Source organism: Sphingobium terrigena (assembly GCF_003591655.1).
Taxonomy (GTDB): Bacteria; Pseudomonadota; Alphaproteobacteria; order Sphingomonadales; family Sphingomonadaceae; genus Sphingobium; species Sphingobium terrigena.
In genome coordinates this window covers 141,942-167,108 of the sequence record NZ_QVRA01000004.1, presented here as the reverse complement: position 1 = coordinate 167,108, position 25,167 = coordinate 141,942, and the positions used below count along the sequence as shown (strand labels likewise).

Sequence of the window (25,167 nt, the reverse complement as noted above, 5' to 3'; positions counted from 1 at the left end):
CGTACATTTCGCTTGCACTGACGAAAATGTGGGCGTACGAACGGGCCATGGCGATCGGGGCGCAACCCCGACGCATCGGGGAGGACAGGCCAGTCATGGGCCAGCGTTACATTCACATCCTGAACGGACCCAATCTCAACTTGCTTGGCGTGCGGGAGCCGGAGATTTACGGTCGCGATACGCTGGTTGATGTTGAAGCGGCCTGTCGGCGCGAAGTCGCGGGAACAGGCCTTGATATTCTGTTCCGCCAGAGCAATGCCGAGCATGACCTGGTCGGCTGGCTGCATGAAGCGCGGGTTGGATCGGCGGGCATCGTCATCAATCCCGCTGCCTTCTCCTATGCCGCCTATCCGATCCTCGACGCGCTCAAAATGTGCGAATGCCCGGTCGTCGAAGTGCATATCTCCAACATCCATCGCCGCGACGCGGAATGGCGCTCGCGCTCGATCATGACGCAGGTCGTGACCGGCATTGTCTCTGGCCTTGGCACGGACGGTTATGCGCTGGCCGTGCGGCATCTCGTCATGCTCGATCAGCGGCAGTTGGCGGCATGACCATCGCATCGGCCCTTCGTCCGACCAAGGCGCGCTTTGGCGTTCTTGGCCTGATCAGCATCGCGACCCTGCTCAACTATATGGATCGCGCCGTGATGGGCGTTGCCGCACCGGCGCTGACGCAGGAACTTCAGATTTCGCCCGAAATGATGGGGCTTATTTTCTCCGCCTTTTCATGGACCTATGCAGCGTCCCAGATTCCCGGCGGCCTCCTGCTTGATCGGTTGGGCACGCGGATCACCTATGCCGGATCGCTGATCCTCTGGTCCTTCTTCACCCTGCTGCATGGCCTCGCCACCAACGTCACCATGTTGTTCGGCTTTCGCCTGGCGCTCGGCATGTCCGAAGCGCCCTGCTACCCCTGCAACAGCCGCATCCTGAGCAGCTGGTTCCCGCAGCAGGAGCGCGCCCGCGCCAATGCCGTCTATGCCGTCGGCCAATATGCTGGCCTGGCCTTCTTCAGCCCCGTCCTTTTCTGGGTGGTCGGCAGCATGGGCTGGCGCGCGCTGTTCATCATTGCTGGCGGGATCGGTCTGGCCTTTGGCCTGCTGATGTACGCCTGGTATCGCGATCCCCAGCACAGCCATCGCGTCAACAGCGCGGAACTGGACCATATCCGCGCGGGCGGTGGTCTGGCAGACGCCGCCCCGGCGCAATCTGTCCGCTTTTCCTGGGCCAATGTCGGAAAATTGCTGTCGCAGCGCCAGATATTGGGCGCATCGATCGGCCAATTTTGCGGCAATTCGACGCTGGTCTTTTTCCTGACCTGGTTCCCGACCTATCTGGCGACCGAACGGGGCATGGACTGGCTCAAGTCCGGCACCTTCGCCATATTGCCCTATATCGCCGCATCGGCGGGTGTGCTGCTGGGCGGCCATGTGTCGGACATGCTGATCCGGCGCACGGGATCGGCCAATATCGGCCGCAAACTGCCGATCGTCGTCGGACTGCTGCTGGCATCGACCATCATCCTTGCCAATTTCGTGCAGAGCAACACGCTCGTCATCGCCATCATGTCGGTCGCCTTTTTCGGGCAGGGCATGGTGAATCTGGGCTGGACGCTCATTTCGGATGTCGCGCCGCGCCAGTATATCGGCCTGACCGGCGGGGTGTTCAATCTGTGCGCCAATCTGGCCGGCATCGTCACGCCCATCGTGGTCGGTGTGATCGTGGGGCAGACCGGCTCCTTCTATGGCGCACTGGCCTTTATCGGCACGCTCGCGCTGGTGGGGGCCGCGGCCTATATCTTCATCATCGGCGATGTGAAGCGGGTGGAAATGGACTGAATGACATATTGAACGACACCATGCACGATGAGGCATGGTCTGAAATGGACTAAATAGTTCGTTATAATAAGGGAGGATGAGCATGAATATTTCTTTTATGACGGGACTGCGCCTCGGCGGGTCGGCGACGGCCTTGATATTGGCTGCCTTTGCAGCGCCCGCCATCGCCCAGGCACCGGCCGCTGACGCGCCACCGCAGGTCGCGGCCGAACCGGAACAGCCCAGCACCGCCGATATCGTCGTCACCGGATCGCTGATCGCGCGGCCCAATAATGTCGCCGTCAGCCCGATCGTCACCGTCTCCGATGAGCTGGTACAGCAGAGCGGCCAGATCACGCTGGAAGATTCGCTCAACCAGTTGCCCGGCTTCACCCCGTCGGGCAATGCCGGCACTGGCGGTCAGGGGGCGGGCGGTCGCGCCACGCTCAACCTGCGTGGGCTGGGGTCGAACCGCAATCTCGTTCTGCTCGACGGTCGCCGCCTGCCGCTGTCGGACATTAACGGCAATGTCGATATCAACATCCTGCCTGAATCGATCATCGGCTCGGTCGATGTCATCACCGGTGGCGCATCCGCCATCTATGGATCGGACGCCATGTCCGGCGTCGTGAATTTCAAGACTGACCGCTATTTTGACGGCGTCCGCGCCGACATCCAGCAGGGCGACTCGTTCCGCGGCGACTATGGCAAGTTCAACGCCTCGCTCGCGCTGGGCACCAAATTTGCGGACGATCGTGGCCGGTTGATGCTCGCGCTTAGCTACGCCAAGCGCGATCCGCTGTCCGGTTCGCAGCGCCCCTTCTTCGCTGACCGCGTACCGTCCTCCTTCATCGGCACCGGCGCGTTCGTTCCCGACGCGCTCAACCTGCCCAGCCAGGCGGCACTGGCCGGCGTGTTCGCCCAATATGGCGTCACCAGCCCTATCAACCGCACGCTCAATCTTGGCTTCAACAATAATGGCTCGCTGTTTACCCAGACCGGGGCGATCAACTATCAGGGGCCAACGACCGGCGCTTATGCCGTGATCGGCGGCAATGTCCGTATGCCGGTGGGACCGCAGCTCCAGATCCTCAACGCCTTCGAGCGCAAGTCCGCCTTTGCCAAGGGCGAATTCGACATCACCGAAGCGCTGACTGCCTATGGCCAGTTCCTCTATGTCGATTCCACCGTGACGACCGAAAGCGGCGGCAGCCTCACCCAGTTTGCACCCTTCACGACGATCCCGGTCACCAACCCCTTCATCCCGTCCGACCTGCGCACGCTGCTGGCCTCGCGCACCAATCCGTCTGCGCCCTTCCGCTGGAGCGCGCGCTATGTCGGCATCGCCGACAAGGGGTGGGACGAAAATTACCGCGTCCAGCAATATCTGGGCGGCCTGAAAGGCACGCTGGCCGGATCATGGAAGTTCGACGCTTTCGCCTCCTATGATGAGACTGTCCACAATCAGTCGATGTTCAACGCGGTGCTGAAATCGCGGGTCCAGACCTTGCTCAACGCGGCCGATGGTGGCGCGTCGATCTGCGCTGGCGGGTTCAACCCCTTCGGTATCGCCAACGCGACCAACCTGTCGCAGGCGTGCCAGGATTATATGACCAGCACGGTCAACAGCACCGAACGGCTGACCCAGACGCAGGTGCAGGGCCAGGTGAACGGCCCGCTGTTCAACCTGCCTGCCGGGCCAGTCCAGCTCGCGCTGCTGGCGGGCTATCGCAAGAACACTTACGCCTTCAGTCCCAGCGCGGATCTGGTGTCCAACAATGTCGAGGCCGTCGTCGGTTCGGCTGCCGCCCGTGGCCAGATCAGCGTCAAGGAATTTGCCGCTCAGATCGACATTCCCTTGCTGTCGGAAACCCCCTTCTTCCACGAACTGGGCGTCGGCGCGGCCTTCCGCTATTCCGATTATAACCCGACCGGCAGCGTCAAGAGCTTTGAATTTGACGGACGCTGGCAGCCGGTGGAATCGCTGCTGATCCGCGGCAGCTATCAGCGCGCCGTCCGCGCGCCCAATATCGGTGAGCTGTTCTCGCCGGTTACCGGGTCGCAACTCGCCATCGGCACCCCGCCGGTCGCGATCGGGGATCCCTGCGACACCCGCTCGACCGCACGCACCGGTGCCAATGGGGCGCAGGTTCGGGATCTCTGCCTGGCCCAGGGCATCCCGCTGGCCGCGATCGACGCCTATCAGTTCGCCACGACCGCAACCGGCGGCAATATTCAGGGCAATAGCGGCCTGACCCCGGAAAAGGCCAATACCTTCAACGTCGGCTTCGTCTATAATCCCAAATTCTCGTCGCCCTGGCTGTCGGGTTTCTCCTTCTCGGTCGACTATTACAACATCAAGATTCGCAACGTCATCTCGACCATCAACGGCCTGACCGTGCTGGCGAAATGCTATAATCTCGATGGGTCGAACAGCAGCTATTCCAACAGCAATGAATTCTGCCAGCTGATCCAGCGCGATCCGACCGGCCAGCTGGTCGCCATCGCCCAACCCTATCTGAACCTGGGCGCACTTGATACCGACGGTGTCGATGTGCAGGTCAACTGGTCGCTCAAGCTCGCCGATGCGGGCATGGGCGACGGTTCCGGCAAAATCTATGCCTCCTCGGCGATAGGCTGGCTCAACCATTATAAGGTCCAGACCCTGCCGGGTTCGGCTGTGCAGGATTTCGTCGGCACCAGCACGCCGGGCCGCCCGCTGCCCAAGTGGAAAGCGCTTACGACGGTGGGATACAGCTCCGACGTGTTCGGGGTCGGTCTGCGCTGGCGTTATCAGGGCAAGCTGCGCGACATCAGCGCCATCACCACACCGGCGGCCGAACAGGTCGGGGTCAAGCCCTATAATCTGTTCGACATCTTCTCCACGGTCGACATTACGGAGAATTTCCAGCTGCGCGGCGGCATCACCAACCTGTTCGACAAGGCTATTCCTTTCGTCGCCAGTTCGCAGAACGGCACTGATGCGGGCACCTACGACATGGTCGGTCGCTCCTTCTATGTCGGCGCGAAGTTCAACTTCTAACTCTCCCCCTCCCGCTCTCCGCCATCCGGCGGGGAGCGGATTTTCTTCACGGGATATTTCAGCCTTGGCTCATCATATGGCATCCTTTCTGACAGGTTTGATCGGTCGCGATATCGGGCGGTCGCTCTCGCCCTGGCTGCATGAACAGGAAGCCGCAGCGCAGGGGGTGAACCTCATCTATCGCCTGTTCGATTTCGCCGCCGATGGGCTGGGGGAGGCGGACCTCGACAGGATGCTGGCGGCGTTGCAGCTGTGCGGTTTCGCCGGTGTCAACGTCACCCACCCCTATAAGCAGGCGGTTATCGCCCATCTGGACGAACTGTCGGAACAGGCAGCACAGATCGGCGCGGTCAATACCGTCGCCTTCCGCAATGGCCGCCGCTACGGATATAATAGCGATATTTTCGGCTTTGCGGAAAATCTGCGCACCGGCCTGCCGGGCGCCGCCCTGGATCAGGTCGTGCAGATGGGGTCCGGCGGGGCAGGGGCCGCGACGGCGCACGCCCTGATGGGCATGGGTACAGGCAAGCTGGTGCTGTTCGATCCCAACAGGGATCGCGCGCAAACGCTCTGCGCGTCACTCAACGCCATTTATGGCAATGGTCGGGCGATCGTGGGCGACGATCTCGCGCAGGCGATCGGCAGCGCCGACGGCATCGTCAACGCGACGCCGCTGGGCATGGTCGGCTATCCCGGCAGCGCCGTACCACAGGCCTGTCTTGAACCGCGCCTGTGGGTAACCGACATCGTCTATTTTCCGCTCGAAACCCAGTTGCTCGCTGAAGCCCGCGCCGCCGGTTGCCGCGTTCTTGACGGCAGCGGCATGACGATCTTTCAGGCAGCCGGAGCCTTCGAGCATTTTACCGGTCGAAAGGCCGATCCCGCACGGATGCGGGCCAGCTTCCAGGCCATATCAGCCCGCTAGGATCAGGCAGCCAGCCCCAGCGCGCGCAGTAGCGCGGCGGAATCCGGCTGCCGCCCCCGGAAAGCGACGAAATTGTCGATCGCCGGTCGCGATCCGCCCCGCGCCAGCACATGGTCCCGAAACAGACCGCCCAATGCCGCGCGATCCGCCTTTTCCTCGGCGAAGGCTTCGAATGCGTCGGCGGACAGGCGCTCGGCCCACAAATAGCTGTAATAGCCCGCCGCATAGCCGCCTGCGAAAATATGGCTGAAACTGTGGGAGAAGCGATGCCATGCCGGGGGATGGATCACCGCCACATCCTGCCGCACGGCAGCGACGATTTGCTGCACCGAAGGACCATCCTTCTGTGCTGCCGACTGATGCAGGCGCAGGTCGAACAGCGCAAATTCGACCTGACGCAGCAGCGCCACCGCCCCCATGAACCGCCGGGCCGCCAGCATCCGCCCGATCATCGCCTCATCCAGCGGCTGCCCGCTCTCCTCATGCGCGGACACGCGCCGCAACATGGCGGGTTCCCAGGCAAAATTTTCCATGAACTGGCTGGGCAATTCCACCGCATCCCATTCGACGCCCGATATGCCGCCAACCGATGGCACATCGACCTGCGTCAGCAGATGGTGGAGGCAATGGCCCATTTCATGGAACAGCGTCACCATTTCCTGATGGGTCAGATGCGCCGGACGACCCGCGCTGCCGCTGGCGAAATTGCACACCAGATAGGCGATCGGCATTTGCACGGCGTCGGCTTCACGCAGGCGTGGGCGGCACACATCCATCCATGCGCCCCCGCGCTTGCCCGCACGGGCGAACAGGTCGCAATAGAGCGCAGCCACCGGCGCGCCATCAGCGCCATGCACGGTAAAATAGCGCACATCCTCATGCCAGACTGGCGCGCCATCGGCGGGACGAATGTCCACCCCGTAAAGCTCGGTCACCAGCGCGAACAGGCCGTCCAATATCCGCGCCAGCGGCAGATGCGCGCGGATTTCGGCTTCGTCCAGCGCATGGACCGCGCGCCGCATCCGCTCGGTCGCATAGGCGATATCCCATGGCTCCAGCGTATCGATGCCCAGCTGCGCTTGCGCAAATTTGGCCAGCTCGGCCAGCTCCCGCTCGGCGTGCGGGCGCGCCCGCCGGGCAAGATCGACCAGAAACGCATCGACCTCCTCGCCATCGCGCGCCATTTTGGTGGACAGCGACAAAGCGACAGGATCGGCATAGCCCAACAGCCCCGCCGCTTCCTGCCGCAACGCCAGCAATTGCGTGATCCGGTCGCTATTGTCGAACTGCCCGGCATGGGGTCCCTGATCCGACGCGCGGGTGCCATAGGCTTCATAAACCGTGCGCCGCAGATCGCGATCGTCGGCAAAGCCGGTAATCGCCCGCACCGACGGCGCATGAAGGTCGATCAGCCAGCCGTCCAGACCCTTGGCCTCAGCCGCGCGGGCCATGGCGCCCCGGTCGCTCTCCGGCACACCTGCCAGCCTTGCGGGGTCGGTGACATGCAGCGTCCAGGCTTCGGTCGCGTCCATCACGGCATTGGCAAATTCGGTCGCCAGCCGCCCCTGCGCCACGCTGTTGGCGGCAAAGGCTTCGCGCTCTTCATCATCCAGCCCTACACCAGACAGCTCAAACCCTTGCAAGGTGAGCGCCAGCGCGCGCGCCTCCGCCTCACCCAGCCCGTCGCGCGGAATGGCGACCAGAGCGTCATAAAGCGCGCGATCCTGCCCGACTTCGGCAAAATAGCTGTCGATCATCGGCTGAACCTCGCCATGCGCTGCGCGCAATTCCGGCGTGTTCGCGACCCCGACCAGATGAGAAACGGTCTGCCACACGCGCGATAGCGCCGCATCGGCACGGTCCTTCGCCAGAAAGATGGCGTCATATCCCTGCGCCTCGGCACAGCGCCGCATCGCCGCACGATGCTGCGCAATCACTGTTTCGACGGCGGGCAAGATATGGTCGGGCCGGATCTCGCCAAAGCGCGGGTGAAGGCCGGAATCGAGCAGGGGATTATTATCGGTCATCCGGCTTCCTTACACAGCCTGACATTATCTGTCTGCCAGCATCCATGCGATCGTGTCGTGCAACGGACGAAGCGTTTGCGTCTCGTTCATGGCATCCAGGTTCCAAAGTTTGCCCCACAGCAGTTTTGCGGCGTTCCTCCACACAAACGCCAGATCGACCGGACCATGAAAGAGCTATTGTTCGCCGAGTGGGAAACGCAAGGCCGCCAGTCTATCGCGACCGGCGCACCGGGCAGATGGTGACCGCACCCAACAGGGCAAAACCACAGCCGACGATGTAGAGGACGGCATAATCGTCCCCCTGCGCGCTGCCGATCGCCAGGATGATCGGCGCGATGGCGGGGGCCAGCGATTGGGGTAGGCTGTTGGCGATCTGGAACACGCCCATATCCTTGGCGCTGTCCTCCGGCCGTGGCAGGATGGCGGCGAGCAGGGCAAGATCGACGGCGAAATACAGCCCCTTGCCGATCCCCGCCATCGCCACGCCGACCAGAAATTGCGGGACGGACGGCGCCAGCGCGATGGTCAGGAAACCGGCGGCCTCCAGCGTCGCGGCCAGGAACACCAGCGGTTTGCGACGCCCGGTCCAGTCGGTGATGAAGCCGCCAACCAGCGAGATGGCGATGGTCGCGGTCGCGATGATCGCCATGGATTTTACCATCACTTGCGTCGCCTCGCCACGCGGCAGCGACAACTGATCGGTCAGGAAGAAGAGCTGATAGGTCAGCAGGAACGACCAGGCCATCATGATGAGGAAACGGCTGCCGAACGCCCAGCTAAAGTCCCAGTCGCGGAACGGCGCACCAATCGCGCGCAGCATGGCGAAAGGGCCAAGCCGGCGAAGATCATCCCCCTGCGCCGGACGATCGGGCAGGATCAGGCACAGCGCGCCGATACCCGCCACGGTGATGGCAAAGGGGGTCAGAAACATCAGCAGCGACGACCCCTGTGTATATTGGGTGATCCAACTGCCCGCGAACGTCCCCATTGTCGATGTCATGCCCAGCATCCCGGCGACGCGGCCCTGCCAGCGCACGGGAATGACGTCGGGCAGGATCGGCAGACAGCCCGCCTGCATCGCGTTGAACCCGGCCTGGCAAATGACCCAGCCCAGCCCCAGCAACAGCAGGTTGGGCGCCAGGCCCAGGATCAGCAGGCCCGAACCGGCAACCACCAGACCGCCGACCAGCCATGGCCGCCGCCGCCCGAAGCGACTGCGCGTCCGGTCCGACAGCGCGCCACAAATGGGCGTCGCAACCAGCGCAACGAAGCCGCCAATCGCCAGGATGATCCCCAGCCAGCGGCCCTTTTCCGCTTCGCTCGCAATGTCCCCGACCCGCAACGCCAGCGTCAGCACCACCGGCGTCAGCAGCGCCACCCATATGCCGAACTGCGCCAGCACATAGACGGCAACGAAGCCAAGCGACACCGGCGGACGGCTCGCTTGCGGCGATGGCGAAGGGGTCATCGAAGCGACCTTTCAAACGGGCGATCAGGGGTGATAGCTTTTGCCTTCCGCATCAGCCTTCGCCTTGGCCGGGCTGTCGGCGAACAGGTCGTTCATCTTCGTCGGCAGGTTGGACTTTACATACCAGTCGGCGGGGAAGTCGGCCGCGTGCGGTCCGTCGATATTGCGGTTCACCAGACCCGAACTGGTCTTGCGCGTATAGGGAACAACATGTTGGCCCTTATTATTGCCAAGCTGCTCGAACAGCGCCTTGCGCAGGGTGATCTTGCTATCCAGCCATTGGGGATCGTCGATCAGATTGTGCATCTCGTCGGGATCGCTCTTGAGGTCGTACAGTTCCTCCAGATCCCAGACGCCATGATATTGGATATATTTCACCCGGTCGCGCTCGATCGCGAAGGTGGTGGGGGTCTGCGGGAAGCTCCATTCCCAATAATATTCATAGACGAAATCGCCCGGATTCCAGGTCTTTTCATCGATCTTGCCCTCCGCGAGGGCCAAGAAGCTCTTGCCCTCCATCTGGGTGGGCTTGGCGACATGGGCGATGTCGAGGAAGGTCGGCGCCAGGTCGAGATTGCGCACCACCGCCGGGTTGGTCACCCCCTTGGGCACCATGCCGGGCGCCCAGACGATCATCGGCACGCGCACCGACGGTTCATAGGCATTGCGCTTGTCGATCAACCCATGTTCGCCGATCAGGAAGCCATTGTCGGAATAAAAGACGACCATCGTATTTTTATCGAGATGGTTCTTCTTCAGATAGGCCATGATCCGGCCCAGGCTTTCATCCACCGGGGACAGGGTGCGATAATAGTCGCGCACCTGCTCCGTCATCGGGTTGTTGGTATGATAGGGGAAGTCCGCGCCGTGCCAGCTGTTGCGCTGGTTGCGCACCCATAGCGGCTTGCCCGCATTATTTTCGGGCGTGTTCGCCATGCTGGCGGGCAGCTTGATGTCCAGCTTGCTATATTGCGTCTTGTAGCGGTCCGGCGGCAGCGGGTCGCTATGGACGGCCTTGTGGCTCAGATACAGGAAGAAGGGCTTGGACGGATCGCGCCCTTTCTCCAGCCAGTTCATCGCGTAATCGGTCAGTTCGTCGGTGATATAACCGGTGCGTTTGACACGCGCGCCATCGACATTGAGCATCTGGCGATCGCCCGCCGCGATCCGTTCGGGCGACAGCTGTTCGGTCGGGAAATAGGTGCCTTGCCCCTTGAAGCTGACCCATTTGTCGAAGCCCTCGCGCGGGGCATCGGTATCAAACCCCATATGCCATTTGCCAAAGAAACCGGTCTGGTAACCCGCCTGCTGCAGATATTTTGGGAAGAAGGTCAGCCCTTCCTCTGAACTATTATTATTGTCCACCACGCCATGGTTGCGCGCGGTCTGGCCGGTCAGAATGGTCGCGCGGCTGGGCGAGCAGAGCGAGGATGTCACCACCGCATTGGGGAAATAGACCCCATTTTTCGCCAGCGCGTCGATATTGGGAGTCTGGAGGCCCGGCGTCAGGAAGCCCATCGCGTCATAGCGCAGATCATCGACCAGCACGAAGATCATGTTGGTCGGCTTCGGCGGCGCATTCACCGGCCTGGCCAGCGCGCCCGGTCCCAGCAGCGTGCAGGCGGCGATCATGGCGGCGTTCAGCGCGCGGCGGGCAGTGTTCATGGGCGCGGTCCCTTCTTGTCCCGGATGATGCAGCGAAAACCGATATGGCTGGTCGAACTGTCCACCGCCTGCGGATGGCGCGCGGCGGGGCGATAGCGCTGGCAATAATTGGGCGCACAGAGATGCGATCCGCCCTTCAGCACCTTGCGCGGGATCGGCACGGCCGGATTGGCGGGGTCCAGGCTTTCGCGCTTGGTGCCGCCGCGCGGATTCGCGGGAACGCAGCAACTCCCCTTGGCCTTGCGCTCGATCCGGGGCCGGGCGAACCAGTCGGTGGTCCATTCCCAGACATTGCCGATCATGTCGAACAGGCCATAGCCATTGGCGGGATAGGTGCGGACGGGCGAGGTGCGCTCATAGCCATCCTCCATCGTGTTGGCGAAGGGGAACGCCCCCTGCCAGTAATTGGCCTGGTAAACACCGCCCGGCGTCAGCTCGTCACCCCAGGCATAGTCCGCACCATCCAGCCCGCTCCGCGCGGCATATTCCCATTCCGCCTCGGTCGGCAGCGCCTTGCCCGCCCATGCGGCATAGGCCTCTGCATCGGCATAGGCGACATGGACGACGGGATGATCCGCCAATATGTTCAGCTCACTGTCGGGTCCATGCGGGTGCCGCCAGTCGGTGCCGAAACTGAACTGCCACCACTGGCTGAAATCGCCCAGGTCCACCGGGCCGCGCGTGCGCTGGAACAGCAATGATCCCGCCTGCGCCATCGCCGGGTCCATGCCGGGATAGTCCTTCGGGTCGGGCGCAATCTCGGCCAGGGTGCGGTGACCGGTGGCTTCGACGAAACGGGCGAAGTCGCGATTAGTGACGGGGGTTTCGTCGATCCAGAACCCATCCACCTGCACTTGGCGCACCGGCGCTTCTTCGGGATAGAAATGGTCCGATCCCATCAGGAAGGTGCCGCCGGGCAGATGGATCATGCCATTAGTCACGGCTGGCGGCCTTGAGCAGGATGCCCGCCCCGCGTGGATAGGCAGGCGGCGGACCGTCGTCCGGCAGGTCGGGGCTTTGCGCTTCGACATCGGCCATGGAGCGGGGCAGCGAGAAGGGCAGGCGTCCCTGTGCCGTAGCACGACCTGTTACAACATCCAGCACCGCCGCATCGCTCGCACCAAAGGTGACGATCAGGGTGCGGGCCATCGGCTCGATCGCGGTCAGGATGGCGGGGCGGTCCATCTCCACCGCGACGATCGTGGGGACATGGGCAGATGCGCGGGTGATTGCCTGCACATCCTTGTCTGCCGCGCGGAAATCGAGGCGGCCCTCATGCTGGCGCGCGCCAAAGAAATGATAGGGATGCAGCGTTTCGAACGGGGTCGCGGTGCGAACCAGCGCAAAATCCGCCTGCTGTGGATCATCGACCACGACAAAGCCAGCCGCCCGCGCCGCCGCGGCATCGACGCCATGGAGCCATATCCGCTTGCCCGGCGCGACAGGCAGGGTCGCCTTGTCATTACGCAACAACACCTGGCTCGCACGCTGGACGGCGTCGCCCTCGGCCTGCGCCTCGCGGCTCCCGACGATCCGGGCGGCAGCGGCCTCATCCACATAGGGATTGTCGAATAGGCCCAGCTCGAACTTCAGCCGCAGCACGCGGCGCACGGATTCGTCGATCCGCTTTTCGCTGACAAGTCCCTTGGCCACCGCGTCCAGGATCGGCGCGGGATCGTCCGCGCCGCCAAACTGGTCGATGCCTGCCTCTATCCCCTTGGCGAAGCGGGTCGTCTTGTCGGCCGTTTCCATGCCCCAGGGCGTGCCGATCGACGCTGGCGTCTGCGGGTTGGCCGCGTCCGGCGCCATGCAGGCTTGCGGGCAATCGCGGGTGATCGACCAGTCCGAGACGATCAGGCCACGATATTGTTTCTGTCCCCGCAACAGACCAGTCAGCATTTGCTTGTTGAAGCCCGCCGCGACCGGCTCGATCGGCTGGCCTGCAATTTTCGGCCCATGGACAATGACATAGGTGGGCATGACCCCGGAACTGCGCGCGGCCAGACTGTCGTCAAAGGCGCGGATATGCTGGGCAAAGGATGAGTCGCTCAGCGTGGCGTTGCGGCCATAATAGTTATGGCCGTCAAACCCTTCCGGCTCCGCGCCATAGCCGACCCAATGTTTGACCACCGTGGCAACGCCATCGGGCTTCACGCCGCTGCGGCCATGTTGGAACCCTTCGACATAGGCGCCCGCAAGGCGTGATACCTCAGCCGGATCGGACCCGAAGGTGGCGGCAAAGCGCGGCCAGCGTGGTTCGGTGGCAAGGTCGGCCTGCGGCGACAGCGCCATATGGATGCCGACCGCGCGATATTCCTGCCGGGCAATGTCGGCGAAACGCCGGACAGTGCCCGCATCCCCCAGCGCCGCGAAACCCAGCGTATCGGGCCACAGCGAAAAGCCGTCGCCGGTCGTGCTGGCACCCAAAGTCGCCTGAAAATGATGGCGTGGGTCGGTGCTGATCGTGGCGGGGATGCCCAGCCGCCCTGCCTCCGCGAGCTTTTGCACCACGTTGTTCTGCGCCGCCAGTTCTGCGGGCGACACAACCAGCCGGGTGATGAAGCTGCTGATATGGCGATCGTTCAGTAGTTTGGCGGTCGCGTCGGCATCGTAGATATTGCCCCCAAAGCCAATGGGCGAGCCGGGCGTTGGCAGCGTGCCGTGCAACAGCATCCCCGCTTTTTCCGTCAGCGTCATCTGCCCCAGCAGATTTTCGACCCGTGCGTTGATCGGCGCGCGACTGTCCTCGTAACGATCGAGCCGACCATTATGGTTGAGGTCGCGCCAGCCCTTGGGCGGCGACGCCGCACCGCCCAGTGTCAGCGCGAAAAACGCTGCTGCTGCGATCCTGTGCACCCCTACCACGTCAATTGTTCCCTCCCGCAAAAGGCGTCGACCGGACTGACCCCGGTGAAGGGCTCATCGCCGGTCAGCCTCTCCACCAATGCCGTCTGGACATCGGGTAGCGAGGCATAGGCGTTGATATAGGTCGCGAAATTGGGCGCGTCATACAGATAATAGGGTTGACCGAAGGAGACGAGCAGGGTCGGGATTTCCCGGTTGAACTGGATCATGCCGTTACGCGGGCTGGCGTGCAGTTTGGCGAAATCGAGGAAGATATGGCCAAGCGAAGGCGTTGCTTCCTGGCCGATCAGATAGAGGATGAGGTCGGCATCGGCGGGCGTCGGCATCGCTTCAGGGTCGAAATCGCGGATGGTGAAACCCCGGCTTTCAAGGCCCGCGCGCAGCGGCGTGAAGTCGCGGTCCGGCGCGCCGGAAAAAAAGCTGGAGCCTTCGTCGGCGATGATGACGATGCGCTTATGCCGGTCAGGGGTGATGGGCAGCAGGGCGTCGCGATTCTTGACCAGCGTGATGCTGGTCGCACAAGCGCGCGTTGCCCGGTTCAGATGTTCAGGTCGGCGCAGCGTATCGCGCACTTGGCTCAGGGGGGCGATCCGCTCATCCAGCGTCATGCGGTGCAGGCCGAGCTTTGCCTTGAATGACAGGAAGCGGGTGACCGCGTCGTGCAGCCGCTGTTCCGACAATCGGCTCTCACGCAGCCCTTGCAGCATGAAGCGCATATCCTCCGCCGGATCGCGACTGAAGAGGAAAACATCGCAACCATTTTCGATCACCGCAGGCACCGCCTCAGCGCGCGCCATCCAGCTGGTCAGGCCGCCCATGACAGTGGCGTCGGACACGATCAGGCCGGCAAAGCCCAGTTCCTCGCGCAGCAACTGCTGGTTGAGCAAGCGGGAGACGGAGGCTGGCTCGAACGCCTGCGCGCCAGCTTGCGCCAGTTTCTCGCGAATATAGGCGGGCAGCGCGATATGCGCTGACATGATCGTCATCACGCCATCATCGACCAATGTGCCGAAGATGCGGCCAAAGGTCGCACGCCATTCGCCCATGTTCATATCGTTGACGCTGGTGACGAGATGCTGGTCGCGATCGTCCAGCCCGTCTCCGGGCCAGTGCTTGGCACAGGCTGCGACGCCCTGCGCCTGCAACGCGCGGACATAGGTGCGGGCTTGCGCCAGGATGCGGTCGGGGTCGGACCCATAGGATCGGGTCCCGACCACCGCGTTGCGAAAGGCGCGGTTGATGTCGACGACGGGGGTGAAGGACCAGTTATAGCCCAGCGCCCGGCTTTCGCGCCCGACGATGGCGGCCAGATCGGCGCTAAGGGACAGGTCGTCGCAAGCGGCGATGCCCATCTGGTTGGGGATGGCGGTGGTAAAGGGATAGCTGATCGTGCCCCCTTCAATATCGCCGGACAGGATCAGGGGGATCTCCGCACGTTCCAGCGCATCGCGGGTCGCGGCCCAGGCGGTGTCGAGATCACGGGTCGGGAAGCGATGGAGGCCGCCCGGCGCATGGGCGAGCAGTTCCGCATTCTCCTCGATGCTGTCATGGCGCGCCGACAGGACAAACAGCTGCGCAATCTGTGCCTCGACGCTCATCGCATCGCGCGTGTTTTCCACCCAGGCCATGTCCTCCGGGGAGAGGGCGAGAGGACCGGCGCTGGGTGAAAGCTGAGAATATGGGACAGGAATGACGGGACTCATTTCGAATCGGGGGAGGCGTCGTCGTGGCGGACGCGGCGACCGGAACCGCCGCGCCGCAAGGATCAGAACTTCACGCCGAGCGTCGCGCCGAAATAGCGGTCCGCATCCTTGTTGAAGGTGCCGACCAGATCGGTGGCGCCGCCCAGGAACGACGAGTGGCCGATGCTGGTCAGGTAATTTTCATCGAACAGATTTTTGACGAACACGGTCAGGCTGTAACGGCCGTCAATCTGCTTGATGCCGATGCTGGCGTCGACCAGCGTGTAAGCGGGCTGTTCCAGCAGCGGGTCCTGCTCGACCGAAAAGTTCATCGCGCTCTGGAAATTGACGCCGACCTGCGCGAAACCGGCAAAGTCGGTGCCGGGAATGTCAGCCTCATAACGCGGGGCGAGGGTGACCTTCCACTTCGGGCTGACCGGCTGGGCCGCACCGCGCAGATTTTGCGTCGGCGTGACACCAGCGGCGGAGCGGTAGCAGATGTTGGTCGGTTTGCCCGACAGGACCGGGGCTGCCGCATTGAACTGCTGCGGGCAGTTAAGCCCGTCAATGTCGATCCGCGCATCCGAATAGGTCACCGCGCCGGTCAGGCTGAAATGATCGTCGGGACGGACGGTCGCTTCGATTTCAAAACCCTTGGTGCGCGACTTGCCTGCGTTGGTCGACACGAACTGGACCACGCCCGCGGCAAGATCGGACCGGTTCGCCTGCACCTGAAGATTGCTATAGTCGGCCAGGAACAAAGCCGTGTTGAAGCTCAGCACGCCGTCGGCGGTGCGACCCTTGAAGCCGATTTCATAGGCGTTGACATGTTCCGGCTCCAGCACGGTCTGGTTGGCCAGGTCGGTGCTGATTTCCATGTCATAGCCCAGCCCCTTATAGCCGCGCGTGTAGCTGGCATAGACCTGCGCGTTGCGGCTGAATTCATATTGCAGGCCTGCCTTGCCGGTCACGGCGGTATCGCTCGCCGTGATCGATCCGCTGACCGGCGCATTGCCCGGCAGCACCGCGTCGCCCGGCACCAGCGGCGAAATGCGGCTGCCGCCATTGGTGCCCTTTTCATATTGCAGGCGCAGCCCGCCAATCGCCTTCAGACCGCCGACGATACGATAATCGACCTGGCCAAAGACGGCGACGCTGTCCTGCTTCAGCCGGACATTGCTGGCCGACGACTGGTAGATGGTATTGGCCGGCGCACAGGGCTGACCAAAGGTTCCGGCGGTGCAGCGCGCGCGGCGGCGGTCGAACGGGCGCTTGATGTCGGAATGCATGTAAAACACGCCCGCGACATAGTTGAGGTCGCCCCCGCCATTATTGGCGATGCGCAGTTCCTGGCTGAAGGCGCTCAGGTCAAGCTGGCCATGGTTCTGGCTCCAGTCAGCATAAGCAGCGGAGGCGCCCACGAACAGCGGGACATTGCTGTTGATCCGCTCGATCGGCTGGTTCACGTCCAGATTGTAGGATTGATAGGCGGAGATGGACGTGACCGTCGCAGCACCCAGATCCCAGTCGGCCTGCAACGAATAGGTCTGCTGGTCGCTGTTGGAATAGGTGACCGTCTCGTCATTGAGCGTGCGATTGTTGCGGGTGGCGGTGATCGGGCCGACCAGCGCCTGGAGATTGGGGTTGGTGATCGCGATCCAGGTCGACGCGCAGCAATCCGCCTCGGTCTTGCGATATTCGCCGGTGAACAGCAGGTTCAGATTCTCAGTCGCGTCCCATTCCAGCTTGCCGCGCACGCCCCAGCTTTTGGAGCCATTGTCCCAGCTGTTTGTGGCGATGTTGCGGGCAACGCCGCGCACGTCATTGTAGAAACCGGTGAGGCGGGCGCGCAGCGTGTCGCTGATCGGGCCGGACACGGTGCCACGGGCGCGATATTCGCCATGTTCGGCGATCGTGAATTCACCGCGCCCTTCAAATTCGCGCGAGGGGCGGGCGGTTGTCACGCTGATAACGCCGGCGGTTGCGTTCTTGCCGAACAATGTGCCCTGCGGACCGCGCAGCACTTCGACGCGCTCAATGTCGGCCAGGTCGGTAAAGCCCTGGGTCTGGCGCACCGCGACCACGCCATCGACGACGGTGGATACGGAGGATTCAACGCCCTGGCCAAACAGCGCGGTGCCGATACCGCGAATGCGGAAACTGCTGTTGGTGGGAGTCGCACCCTGCTGGAAGGTCAGCGACGGGACGGCCTGCACCAGCGAGCTGCTGTCATTGATCTGGCGGTTGGCGAGCGTGTCGGCGCTCACTGCGGTCACGGCCAGTGGCACGTCCTGCAGGCGCTCGGCCCGCTTCTGCGCGGTGACGACGATGTCGGTGCCGTCCAGCGGCTCCTGGGGCGCTGTATCTTGCGCCATTGCGGCGGCAGGCATCATCGCGACGCTCAGGCTGAAAAGCGACACTGCAGCGTGGCGCATGGTCATGGCTTTGGAAAAACGCATATATCCTCCCCTGTCCGGCGCCTGTGTCGACGCGCGGTCTTGCAACTATGATTCCGACCAGCGGTTACCCGCTTGGTTGTAGCGCTAAATCTCCCTGCCGCACGCCCAAGTCAATATGATTATTTTAGCGCTACATTTTTTGCGTAAATTGCGGATTTCTTGCAACAGCGCGCTGGTCATCCATTTACAAAGATCAGGAATATAGCGTTAAACGAGCGCATAGCGCGTTCGCGTCCGTTCAGGGAGTTTCCAGCCATGGCCCGTTTGGGGCGTCGTACCAGCCAGGCTATCACCATCCAGACCGTTGCGGAACGCGCCGGCGTGTCGGCCATGACCGTGTCCAACGTCCTCAACAACAGCCCGCGCGTGCGCCAGGCGACGCGGGACACGGTGATGGCGGCGGTGCGGGAACTCAACTATGTCCCCAACATGGCGGCGCGGGCGCTGGCCAGCGCCAGCGCGACGCGGATCGGCTTGCTCTATCGCAACATCGAAAATGCCTTCCTCAGCTCCATATTGGTCGGCGCGCTGGACGCGACCAGTCGGCTGGGCGCGCAATTGCTGTTGCGGCCGCTGGAAAGTGGCGATCCCAAAGAAATTGCGCAGCAAATGCAGGGGCTGGTGGAAAGCGGCGCCCACGCGATTTTGATCGTCCCGCCCTATTGCGAGGTCGCCAATCGCCATGGTCTGACGCGCGACTTCCCCGTGCCGGTCGTGGCGATGTCACCGGGCGACATATTGCCGGGCGACCATATGGTGCGGATCGACGATTTCGGCGCAGCGCGGGACATGACCGCCTATCTGATCGGGCTGGGACATCGTAGCATCGGTTTCATTCGGGGCGGCGCTGGTCACATGATCCACCGGACCCGGTGCGAAGGCTATCAGGCGGCGCTGCGCGACGCAGGGCTGCCGATCCGGCCGGACCTGATCGTGACCGGCGATATGAGCTTTGAGTCGGGCCTCGCGGTCGGCGCGCAGCTGCTGGACCTGCCGGACCGGCCTACCGCCATCTTCGCCAGCAATGACGACATGGCCGCCGCGATCATCTCGCTCGCCCACAGGCGCGGGCTGGATGTGCCGGGTGACCTGTCGGTGGCAGGGTTCGACGACACGCCGATCGCGGTCAAAATCTGGCCATCGCTGACCACAGTCAAACATCCGGGCAAGGACATATCGGCGCAAGCGGCCATGCTCGCCGTCTCGCTCGCCAGAGGAGATCAGGAAGGCATGGCCGCGCCGACGGAACACTATCTCGAACACCGTCTGGTCGTTCGTGAATCTACTGCAATGCTTGGGCAAGCCGATCAGAAACGATAGCCGACCGTGCCCATGACATTGCGGGGTGCACCCATGAAACAGTCGCCACGGGCAAGGCAGGAGGCATAATAGCGGTTGTTCAGCAGATTGGTGGCGTTGAGTGCGAAGCGCCAGTTCTGCCAGTTGATCTCCGCCAGACCATCGACCGTGGTGCGCGCAGGCGTCGTGACGGTGTAGAGTGTGCCGACGGGAATGGCTGGATTGAGGCCATAAGGATCGATCAGGCCAGTGGATTTACTCTTGCCGCTATAAACGACACCGCCGCCCAGGCGCAACTGCGCTTCGCCGGGCAGGCCGAAGGTCTTGGTCGACCAGATCGACGCGGTATGGCGCGGCATATAGTCGAGGCTGGTGTTGCTTTCGGATTTGAGCTTGGCGTAGCCATAATTGGCGAGCAGTTCGAATTGGCCGGGCAGGGTGTGGCTGGCCTCGATTTCGAAACCCTTGGTGTCGAGTATGCCCGACTGGGTCGTGCCGCCAGCGGCCAGATAAAGGACGCGGTTCCGCTCATTGATCTTGAAGATCGTGGCCGTGACTAGGGTGTTGACGCCCGGTTGCCACTTGATGCCCGCTTCATATTGGGTGCCGGTCTGCGGTTTGTAGGGCGCGCCGGGCGGCGCTTGCGGATCGGGATTTTCGATCCGGCCAGCGACCGGCAGGAAGCTTTCGGTATAGCTGAAGAAGGGTGAGATGCCTGCGCCAATCTCACCGATGATACCGGCGCGGAAGGTGGTGGCATTATCCTTCTGTCCTGACGATCCCGTCACCCGATCGCGCCGTGCGCCCAGCACGACGGAGACACGATCGAAAAAGCGGATCTGGTCCTGCAAATAGACGCCCAGCTGCTTTTGCGAGTCATAGGTGAAGGGACCGGTCGGATCATAGGTTTGGAGCGCTTCCCGATCGATATCGTAAAGGTCGATCGTCTCGACGCCTAAGACACCGCGCTTGCCAACCTTGTTCCAGCTATAATCCAGGCCGACGAGCAGTTTATGTTCGATATTCGCGCCAGTGTTGAAGCTGAACTGCAGATTATTGTCGGTCGAAAAGACATTCATCCGCGCGTCGCTGGCGTCGGCATAAAGGCCGATGGTGCGACCGTCGGCTGCAAAGGGATTGGTGGGACTGGAATAGCTGTTGGCGTAGTGGGTCTTATACTCCAGGTCGCTGTCGATATAGCGCGCCTTAACACTGAGCCGAACATGGTCGGAGAAATTATGGGTGATGGAGCCGCCGCCCTGAAGCGACCGGCCATTATAGCGGTCCCAGCCCGGCTTGCCGACGAATGTATAGGGATCAAGCTTGCCTGCGGGATAGGCCGTATTCGGGCGGAAGGTGCCGACGATCGGCAGGAATTGGGAGGTCGATCCGGTGTCATCCTCCTGATACAGACCGGTCAGGACAATGTCGGTGTCGGGCGTCGGCTGCCACCGGATCGACGGCGCGAACATCACGCGATCATCGGGGACATGATCGACATAGGTGTCGGCATCGCGGACGCGGCCGACCGCGCGGATGGCGAAATTGTCGGCCAGGGCAAGGTTGACGTCGGCCAGCGCTTCCTTGCGGTCAAAGCTGCCATAGGCCAGGCTCGCTTCGCCCCGCGTCTCAAACCCCGGCGTCTTGGACACCAGATTGACAAGGCCGCCGATCGATCCCTGGCCGAACAGCACCGACGCCGGGCCGCGCACGATTTCGACGCGGTCGAAATTATAGGGGTCGGACGTGATGCTGGCATAGTAAGAGAATATGTCACGCATCCCGTCGCGAAACTGCAGCGCATCAAGGCCGCGCACGTTGAAACCATCGACACNGGTCGGACGTGATGACCTTGATCGGCTGGGGCAGCTGGATCAGCGGCGTTTCCGTTTTTGTCCCGGCATTGGCGGCAGTAACGATGATCTGGCCTTCGCTATCGTCGCGCGGCGCGTCAACTGCATCAGGTGCCTGATCCGCAGCAAAGGCAGTTGTGACAGAGAGCGCCAGCAATGCGGCGCCGCAAAGCGCCAATGATCGGATGGCAGACATTGATGGAATTCCCCTGTTGCAATTGATTCTCAACGTGGGGAGCGATTATAGCTATTAGGAATTAATCGCAATACACAATCATCAATGATTGAGGTTCGTGCCTCGATCGCTCATTCGCTATCCAGATAGCGCCCCGCCGCGTGCCGCACTGCCGCTGTCATACTGGTCAACGCCTGTGCCTGCAGGCGCAACACTGACCAGAAACGGGTGTTCCGGCACCAGTTCAACCAGACGGCCTGCATCGATATGTGGCTGGGCGAGGCATTGCGATCAACGAACCCGACAGTGACCCGCGCAACTGGTGATAACCATAATCGCCCAGTGTCGCCTCGCCGGAAAATTCCGTCTCGAAACTGGGCCCGCGGGTCGAGATGTTGATCGCGCCCGCCGTGGTATTCTTGCCGAACAATGTCCCTTGCGGCCCGCGCAGGATTTCGATCTGCTGCAAGGCCACCAGGTCGAATTGCGACTGGCCGACGCGGCCATAATAGACATTGTCGACATAGACGCCGACGCCATTTTCCAGCCCGTCATTGGTCAGCGAAACATTGCTGCCAAGGCCACGGATGTTGATGTTGGTATTGCGTGGATTATAGCTGAAAATCTGGAGGCTCGGCACGAGTTGCTGGCTCTGGCCGAGCGAGAAATTGCCTGTGGCGGCGAGTTGTTCCGCGCCCACGACGCTGAGCGCGATTGGCACATCCTGTGCGCTTTCGTCGCGGCGGCGGGCTGTGACCGTGATCGCGCCTGCATCTTCCTCTGCGGCGGCTGATCAGATCACTGCCGTGTCGGACGATCAGGTTGAACTGCTTGACGATCTCGTGCGCCTGCTCAATCTTGCGAGGGTGAACGAACCCATCATTGATCCCGCTCCCTCGCGTTCCGGCCCCTCAGTGGTGCTGCCTGCGCGACCCGAAGCGATCCGGCTTGACGCGGCGACCACGGCGGTCATCATTGTCGACATGCAAAACGCCTATGCCAGCAAGGGCGGCTATGTGGATGAGGCGGGGTTCGATGTCGGCCCGGCGGCCAGTGTCATTCCCAAGATCGCGCAAGTCGTCGATGTGGCGCGCGCAGCGGGGATGCCGGTGGTGTACCTGCAAAATGGCTGGGATTCCAACTATGTAGAGGCAGGCACGCCGCTGTCTCCCAACTGGCATAAGTCTAACGCGCTCAAGACGATGCGCGCGCGGCCGGCGCTTGCCGGGCAGTTTCTCGCGCGGGGCGGCTGGGACTATGAACTTGTCGATCGCCTGAATGTACATGAGGGCGACCTTCGCGTTCACAAGCCGCGCTATTCGGCCTTCTTCAACTCGCAACTCGATTCCGTGCTGCGGGCGCGCGGCATCCGCGCGCTCATCTTCACTGGCATTGCCACCAATGTCTGCGTGGAATCGACCCTGCGCGACGGCTTCCATCTCGAATATTTCGGCGTGCTGCTGGAGGACGCCGTGCATCATCTGGGACCGGACTTCATCCGTCAGGCAAGCCTCTATAATGTCGAAAAATTCTTTGGCTGGGTCAGCAATGTCGCCGATTTCTGTACAGCCGTCGGGCAGTTGCCACCAAAGGAGCCTTGATGCCTTTCGAACCGATCAACCCACCGCAATTCCCAACGCCCATCGCGCCCTATTCGGCTGGAGCCAAGGCGGGCAACACGATCTATGTGTCGGGCGTGCTGGCGCTGGGCGAGGGCGGCACGGTCCTGCATGTGGGCGATGCCGCCGCGCAGACGCGCCATGTGCTGGACGTCATCAAGATCACCGTCGAGGCGGCGGGCGGCACCATGGCGGACATCGCCATGAACCATATCTTCCTCAAGGATCTCAACGATTATGCCGCTTTCAATGCGGTCTATGCTGACTATTTTCCGGGCGACAAGCCAGCGCGCTATTGCATCAAATGCGAACTGGTAAAGCCCGACTGCCTGGTCGAGATCGCCTCGGTCGCTCATCTTGGCTGAGGCCGCTGGCCTCTATTATGAAACGCACGGGCGCGCGGATGCGCCGCCGATGATCCTGTCAAGCGGCCTTGGCGGCTTGGCGGGTTACTGGACACCAAATATCCCGGCGCTGGCGGAGCATTTCCGCGTCATCGCCTATGACCATCGCGGCACTGGCCGCAGTGACCGGACACTGCCCGATACCGTATCGGTCGAGGATATGGCAGACGATGTCATCGCGCTGATGGATGCCATCGGTATCGAGCGCGCGCATATCATCGGCCATGCGGTGGGCGGGGCGATCGGCATCGAGACGGCCATCCATACCGGACGGATCGACCGGCTGGTCGTCATCAATGGCTGGCGCTCGCTCTCGCCCCATACAAGGCGCTGTTTCGCCGCACGCCTCGCATTACTGCATGGCGCGGGTGAGCGAGCCTTTCTCGAAGCGCAGCCGCTGTTCCTCTATCCGCCCGACTGGATCGCGGCCCATGACCGCGAACTGACCGCCGACCTCGACCACCATCTGGCGGCTTTCCCCGGCGTCGAGACCACCACCAAACGCATCGCCGCCGTGCAGGCCTATGCGCCCGATCCGGCAGGGCTGGCGGCGCTTGAACATCTGCTCGTCATTGCCACCCGCGACGACTTCCTCGTGCCGTTCGCCACAGCGCTCGATCTCGCCGCGCCGGTGGACGGCGCCACAATCGCCACGTTCGATTGGGGCGGCCACGCCTGCAACGTGACCGACCCGGACAGGTTCAATCGCCTCATTCTCGAATTTCTCAGGAGCTAAAGTCCATGCAGGTCGGCGTTTTCGTTCCCATCAACAATAATGGCTGGCTGATCAGTGAGAATGCCCCGCAATATCTACCGAGCTTCGATCTCAACAAGGAGATCGCCCAGCGCGCCGAGAAATACGGACTCGATTTTCTGCTTTCTATGATCAAGCTGCGCGGCTTTGGCGGCAAGACGCAATTCTGGGAATATGGCCTTGAAAGCTTCACGCTGATGGCGGGCCTTGCGGCGGTGACGGAGAAGATCAAGATCTTCGCCACCTGTCCGACGCTCATCATCCCACCAGCCTTTGCCGCGCGTATGTGCAACACCATCGACAGCATCAGCCACGGCCGTTTCGGACTTAATCTGATCACGGGCTGGCAGCCGCCCGAATATACCCAGATGGGCCTCTGGCCGGGGGAGGAGCATTTCCGCAACCGCTACGACGTGCTGGATGAATATGCCCGCATATTGCGCGAATTGTGGGAGACTGGTCGCTCGGACTTCAAGGGCCAATATTATCAGATGGATGACTGCCTCGTTCGTCCCCAGCCGCAAGCGGACATGAAGATCATCTGCGCGGGATCGTCCGATGCGGGCCTCGCTTTCTCGGCGAAGTGGGCGGACTATGCCTTCTGCCTGGGCAAGGGCGTCAACACGCCAACCGCCTTTGCCTTCAACAACGACCGGTTGGCGAAGTTCACGGCGCAGACGGGCCGCAACGTGTCGGTTTTCGTGCTGGTGATGGTGATTGCCGCCGAAACTGACGAGGAAGCCATGGCCAAATGGCATAGCTATAATGATGGCGTCGATCTGGAAGCCATCGCCTGGCTGGCCGATCAGGGGGCCAAGGACACGGTCAACACCGACACCAACGTGCGCCAGCTGGCCGCGCCGGAAGGGGCAGTGAACATCAACATGGGCACGCTGGTCGGCAGCTACGAAAGCGTGGCGCGCATGTTGGACGAAATGGCGCAGGTGCCCAACACCGGCGGTGTGCTGCTGACGTTCGATGATTTCCTCGAAGGCGTGGAGGCATTCGGCACCCGCATCCAGCCGCTGATGAAAAGCCGCATTGGGATATCTTACTGAGACTGACTTGCATTAGTATGAAAGCTTCGCTAGCGATCGCCCCTTAAAAAGG

At 62.3% G+C, this 25,167-nt stretch carries 17 protein-coding genes and 1 pseudogene; 9 read left to right on the top strand and 9 right to left on the bottom strand.

Annotated elements, in window-relative coordinates; genetic code table 11:
• Positions 1-47 precede the first annotated feature (47 nt).
• From D0Z70_RS06145 to D0Z70_RS06130, 4 genes are all read left to right on the top strand, one after another.
• Complete coding sequence (locus tag D0Z70_RS06145) at positions 48-554, top strand: type II 3-dehydroquinate dehydratase (protein ID WP_220475624.1); 507 nt, start codon at positions 48-50, stop codon at positions 552-554.
• Positions 551-1,840 carry an MFS transporter gene (locus D0Z70_RS06140; RefSeq protein ID WP_119744566.1) on the top strand — a complete coding sequence of 430 codons (1,290 nt, stop codon included), beginning with the start codon at positions 551-553 and terminating at the stop codon, positions 1,838-1,840. Before D0Z70_RS06145 ends, D0Z70_RS06140 begins: the two co-directional genes overlap by 4 nt.
• An 82-nt stretch (positions 1,841-1,922) precedes the next feature.
• Positions 1,923-4,862: a TonB-dependent receptor domain-containing protein gene (locus D0Z70_RS06135; protein ID WP_119744663.1), complete on the top strand. Its 2,940-nt coding sequence runs from the start codon at positions 1,923-1,925 to the stop codon at positions 4,860-4,862.
• Positions 4,863-4,938: 76 nt separating this feature from the next.
• The gene (locus tag D0Z70_RS06130) at positions 4,939-5,787 is read left to right on the top strand and encodes a shikimate dehydrogenase (RefSeq protein WP_119744565.1); all 849 of its coding nucleotides are present in this window, start codon (positions 4,939-4,941) and stop codon (positions 5,785-5,787) included.
• Positions 5,788-5,789: 2 nt separating this feature from the next.
• Here D0Z70_RS06130 and D0Z70_RS06125 read toward each other — a convergent pair whose 3' ends face one another.
• The 7 genes from D0Z70_RS06125 to D0Z70_RS06095 all read right to left on the bottom strand — a co-directional run bounded on the left by D0Z70_RS06125 (position 5,790) and on the right by D0Z70_RS06095 (position 17,953).
• Positions 5,790-7,814, bottom strand: a complete 2,025-nt coding sequence (locus tag D0Z70_RS06125) for a M3 family metallopeptidase (protein WP_119744564.1) — start codon at positions 7,812-7,814, stop codon at positions 5,790-5,792.
• A gap of 211 nt (positions 7,815-8,025) precedes the next feature.
• Entirely contained in the window at positions 8,026-9,282 is a 1,257-nt protein-coding gene (locus D0Z70_RS06120; RefSeq protein ID WP_119744563.1) for an MFS transporter, read from the bottom strand.
• A 24-nt stretch (positions 9,283-9,306) separates the two neighbouring features.
• Positions 9,307-10,947 carry a sulfatase family protein gene (locus D0Z70_RS06115; RefSeq protein WP_119744562.1) on the bottom strand — a complete coding sequence of 547 codons (1,641 nt, stop codon included), beginning with the start codon at positions 10,945-10,947 and terminating at the stop codon, positions 9,307-9,309.
• The gene (locus tag D0Z70_RS06110; RefSeq protein WP_119744561.1) at positions 10,944-11,876 is read right to left on the bottom strand and encodes a formylglycine-generating enzyme family protein; all 933 of its coding nucleotides are present in this window, start codon (positions 11,874-11,876) and stop codon (positions 10,944-10,946) included. The genes D0Z70_RS06115 and D0Z70_RS06110 overlap by 4 nt, the downstream gene beginning before the upstream one ends.
• A gap of 4 nt (positions 11,877-11,880) precedes the next feature.
• A complete protein-coding gene (locus D0Z70_RS06105) occupies positions 11,881-13,803 on the bottom strand; it encodes a glycoside hydrolase family 3 protein (protein ID WP_119744560.1) in 1,923 nt (640 codons plus the stop codon).
• A gap of 2 nt (positions 13,804-13,805) precedes the next feature.
• Entirely contained in the window at positions 13,806-15,440 is a 1,635-nt protein-coding gene (locus D0Z70_RS06100; RefSeq protein WP_239018828.1) for a glycoside hydrolase family 3 protein, read from the bottom strand.
• A gap of 137 nt (positions 15,441-15,577) precedes the next feature.
• Positions 15,578-17,953 carry a TonB-dependent receptor gene (locus tag D0Z70_RS06095; protein ID WP_119744662.1) on the bottom strand — a complete coding sequence of 792 codons (2,376 nt, stop codon included), beginning with the start codon at positions 17,951-17,953 and terminating at the stop codon, positions 15,578-15,580.
• Between the two features lie 255 nt (positions 17,954-18,208).
• On the opposite strand from D0Z70_RS06095, the gene D0Z70_RS06090 reads away from it, so the two are divergent.
• Positions 18,209-19,273 (top strand): LacI family DNA-binding transcriptional regulator, encoded by a 1,065-nt coding sequence (locus tag D0Z70_RS06090; protein ID WP_119744558.1) that lies wholly within the window; start codon positions 18,209-18,211, stop codon positions 19,271-19,273.
• Here the strand turns inward: D0Z70_RS06090 and D0Z70_RS06085 are convergent.
• Positions 19,261-21,301, bottom strand: a pseudogene (locus D0Z70_RS06085) (TonB-dependent siderophore receptor). The gene D0Z70_RS06090 and the pseudogene D0Z70_RS06085 sit on opposite strands and share 13 nt — an antisense overlap.
• A gap of 223 nt (positions 21,302-21,524) precedes the next feature.
• Positions 21,525-22,001 carry a TonB-dependent receptor plug domain-containing protein gene (locus D0Z70_RS06080; RefSeq protein ID WP_239018827.1) on the bottom strand — a complete coding sequence of 159 codons (477 nt, stop codon included), beginning with the start codon at positions 21,999-22,001 and terminating at the stop codon, positions 21,525-21,527.
• 145 nt (positions 22,002-22,146) lie between these two features.
• Here D0Z70_RS06080 and rutB point away from each other — a divergent pair, with 145 nt between their 5' ends.
• The 4 genes from rutB to rutA are packed head-to-tail and all read left to right on the top strand — an operon-like array spanning position 22,147 to position 25,115.
• Complete coding sequence (gene rutB / locus D0Z70_RS06075; RefSeq protein ID WP_119744661.1) at positions 22,147-22,881, top strand: pyrimidine utilization protein B; 735 nt, start codon at positions 22,147-22,149, stop codon at positions 22,879-22,881.
• Positions 22,881-23,264: a pyrimidine utilization protein C gene (rutC, locus tag D0Z70_RS06070; RefSeq protein WP_119744556.1), complete on the top strand. Its 384-nt coding sequence runs from the start codon at positions 22,881-22,883 to the stop codon at positions 23,262-23,264. Before rutB ends, rutC begins: the two co-directional genes overlap by 1 nt.
• Positions 23,257-24,039 carry a pyrimidine utilization protein D gene (gene rutD, locus D0Z70_RS06065; protein WP_119744555.1) on the top strand — a complete coding sequence of 261 codons (783 nt, stop codon included), beginning with the start codon at positions 23,257-23,259 and terminating at the stop codon, positions 24,037-24,039. Before rutC ends, rutD begins: the two co-directional genes overlap by 8 nt.
• Before the next feature lie 5 nt (positions 24,040-24,044).
• Positions 24,045-25,115, top strand: a complete 1,071-nt coding sequence (gene rutA / locus D0Z70_RS06060; protein ID WP_119744554.1) for a pyrimidine utilization protein A — start codon at positions 24,045-24,047, stop codon at positions 25,113-25,115.
• Positions 25,116-25,167 lie beyond the last annotated feature (52 nt).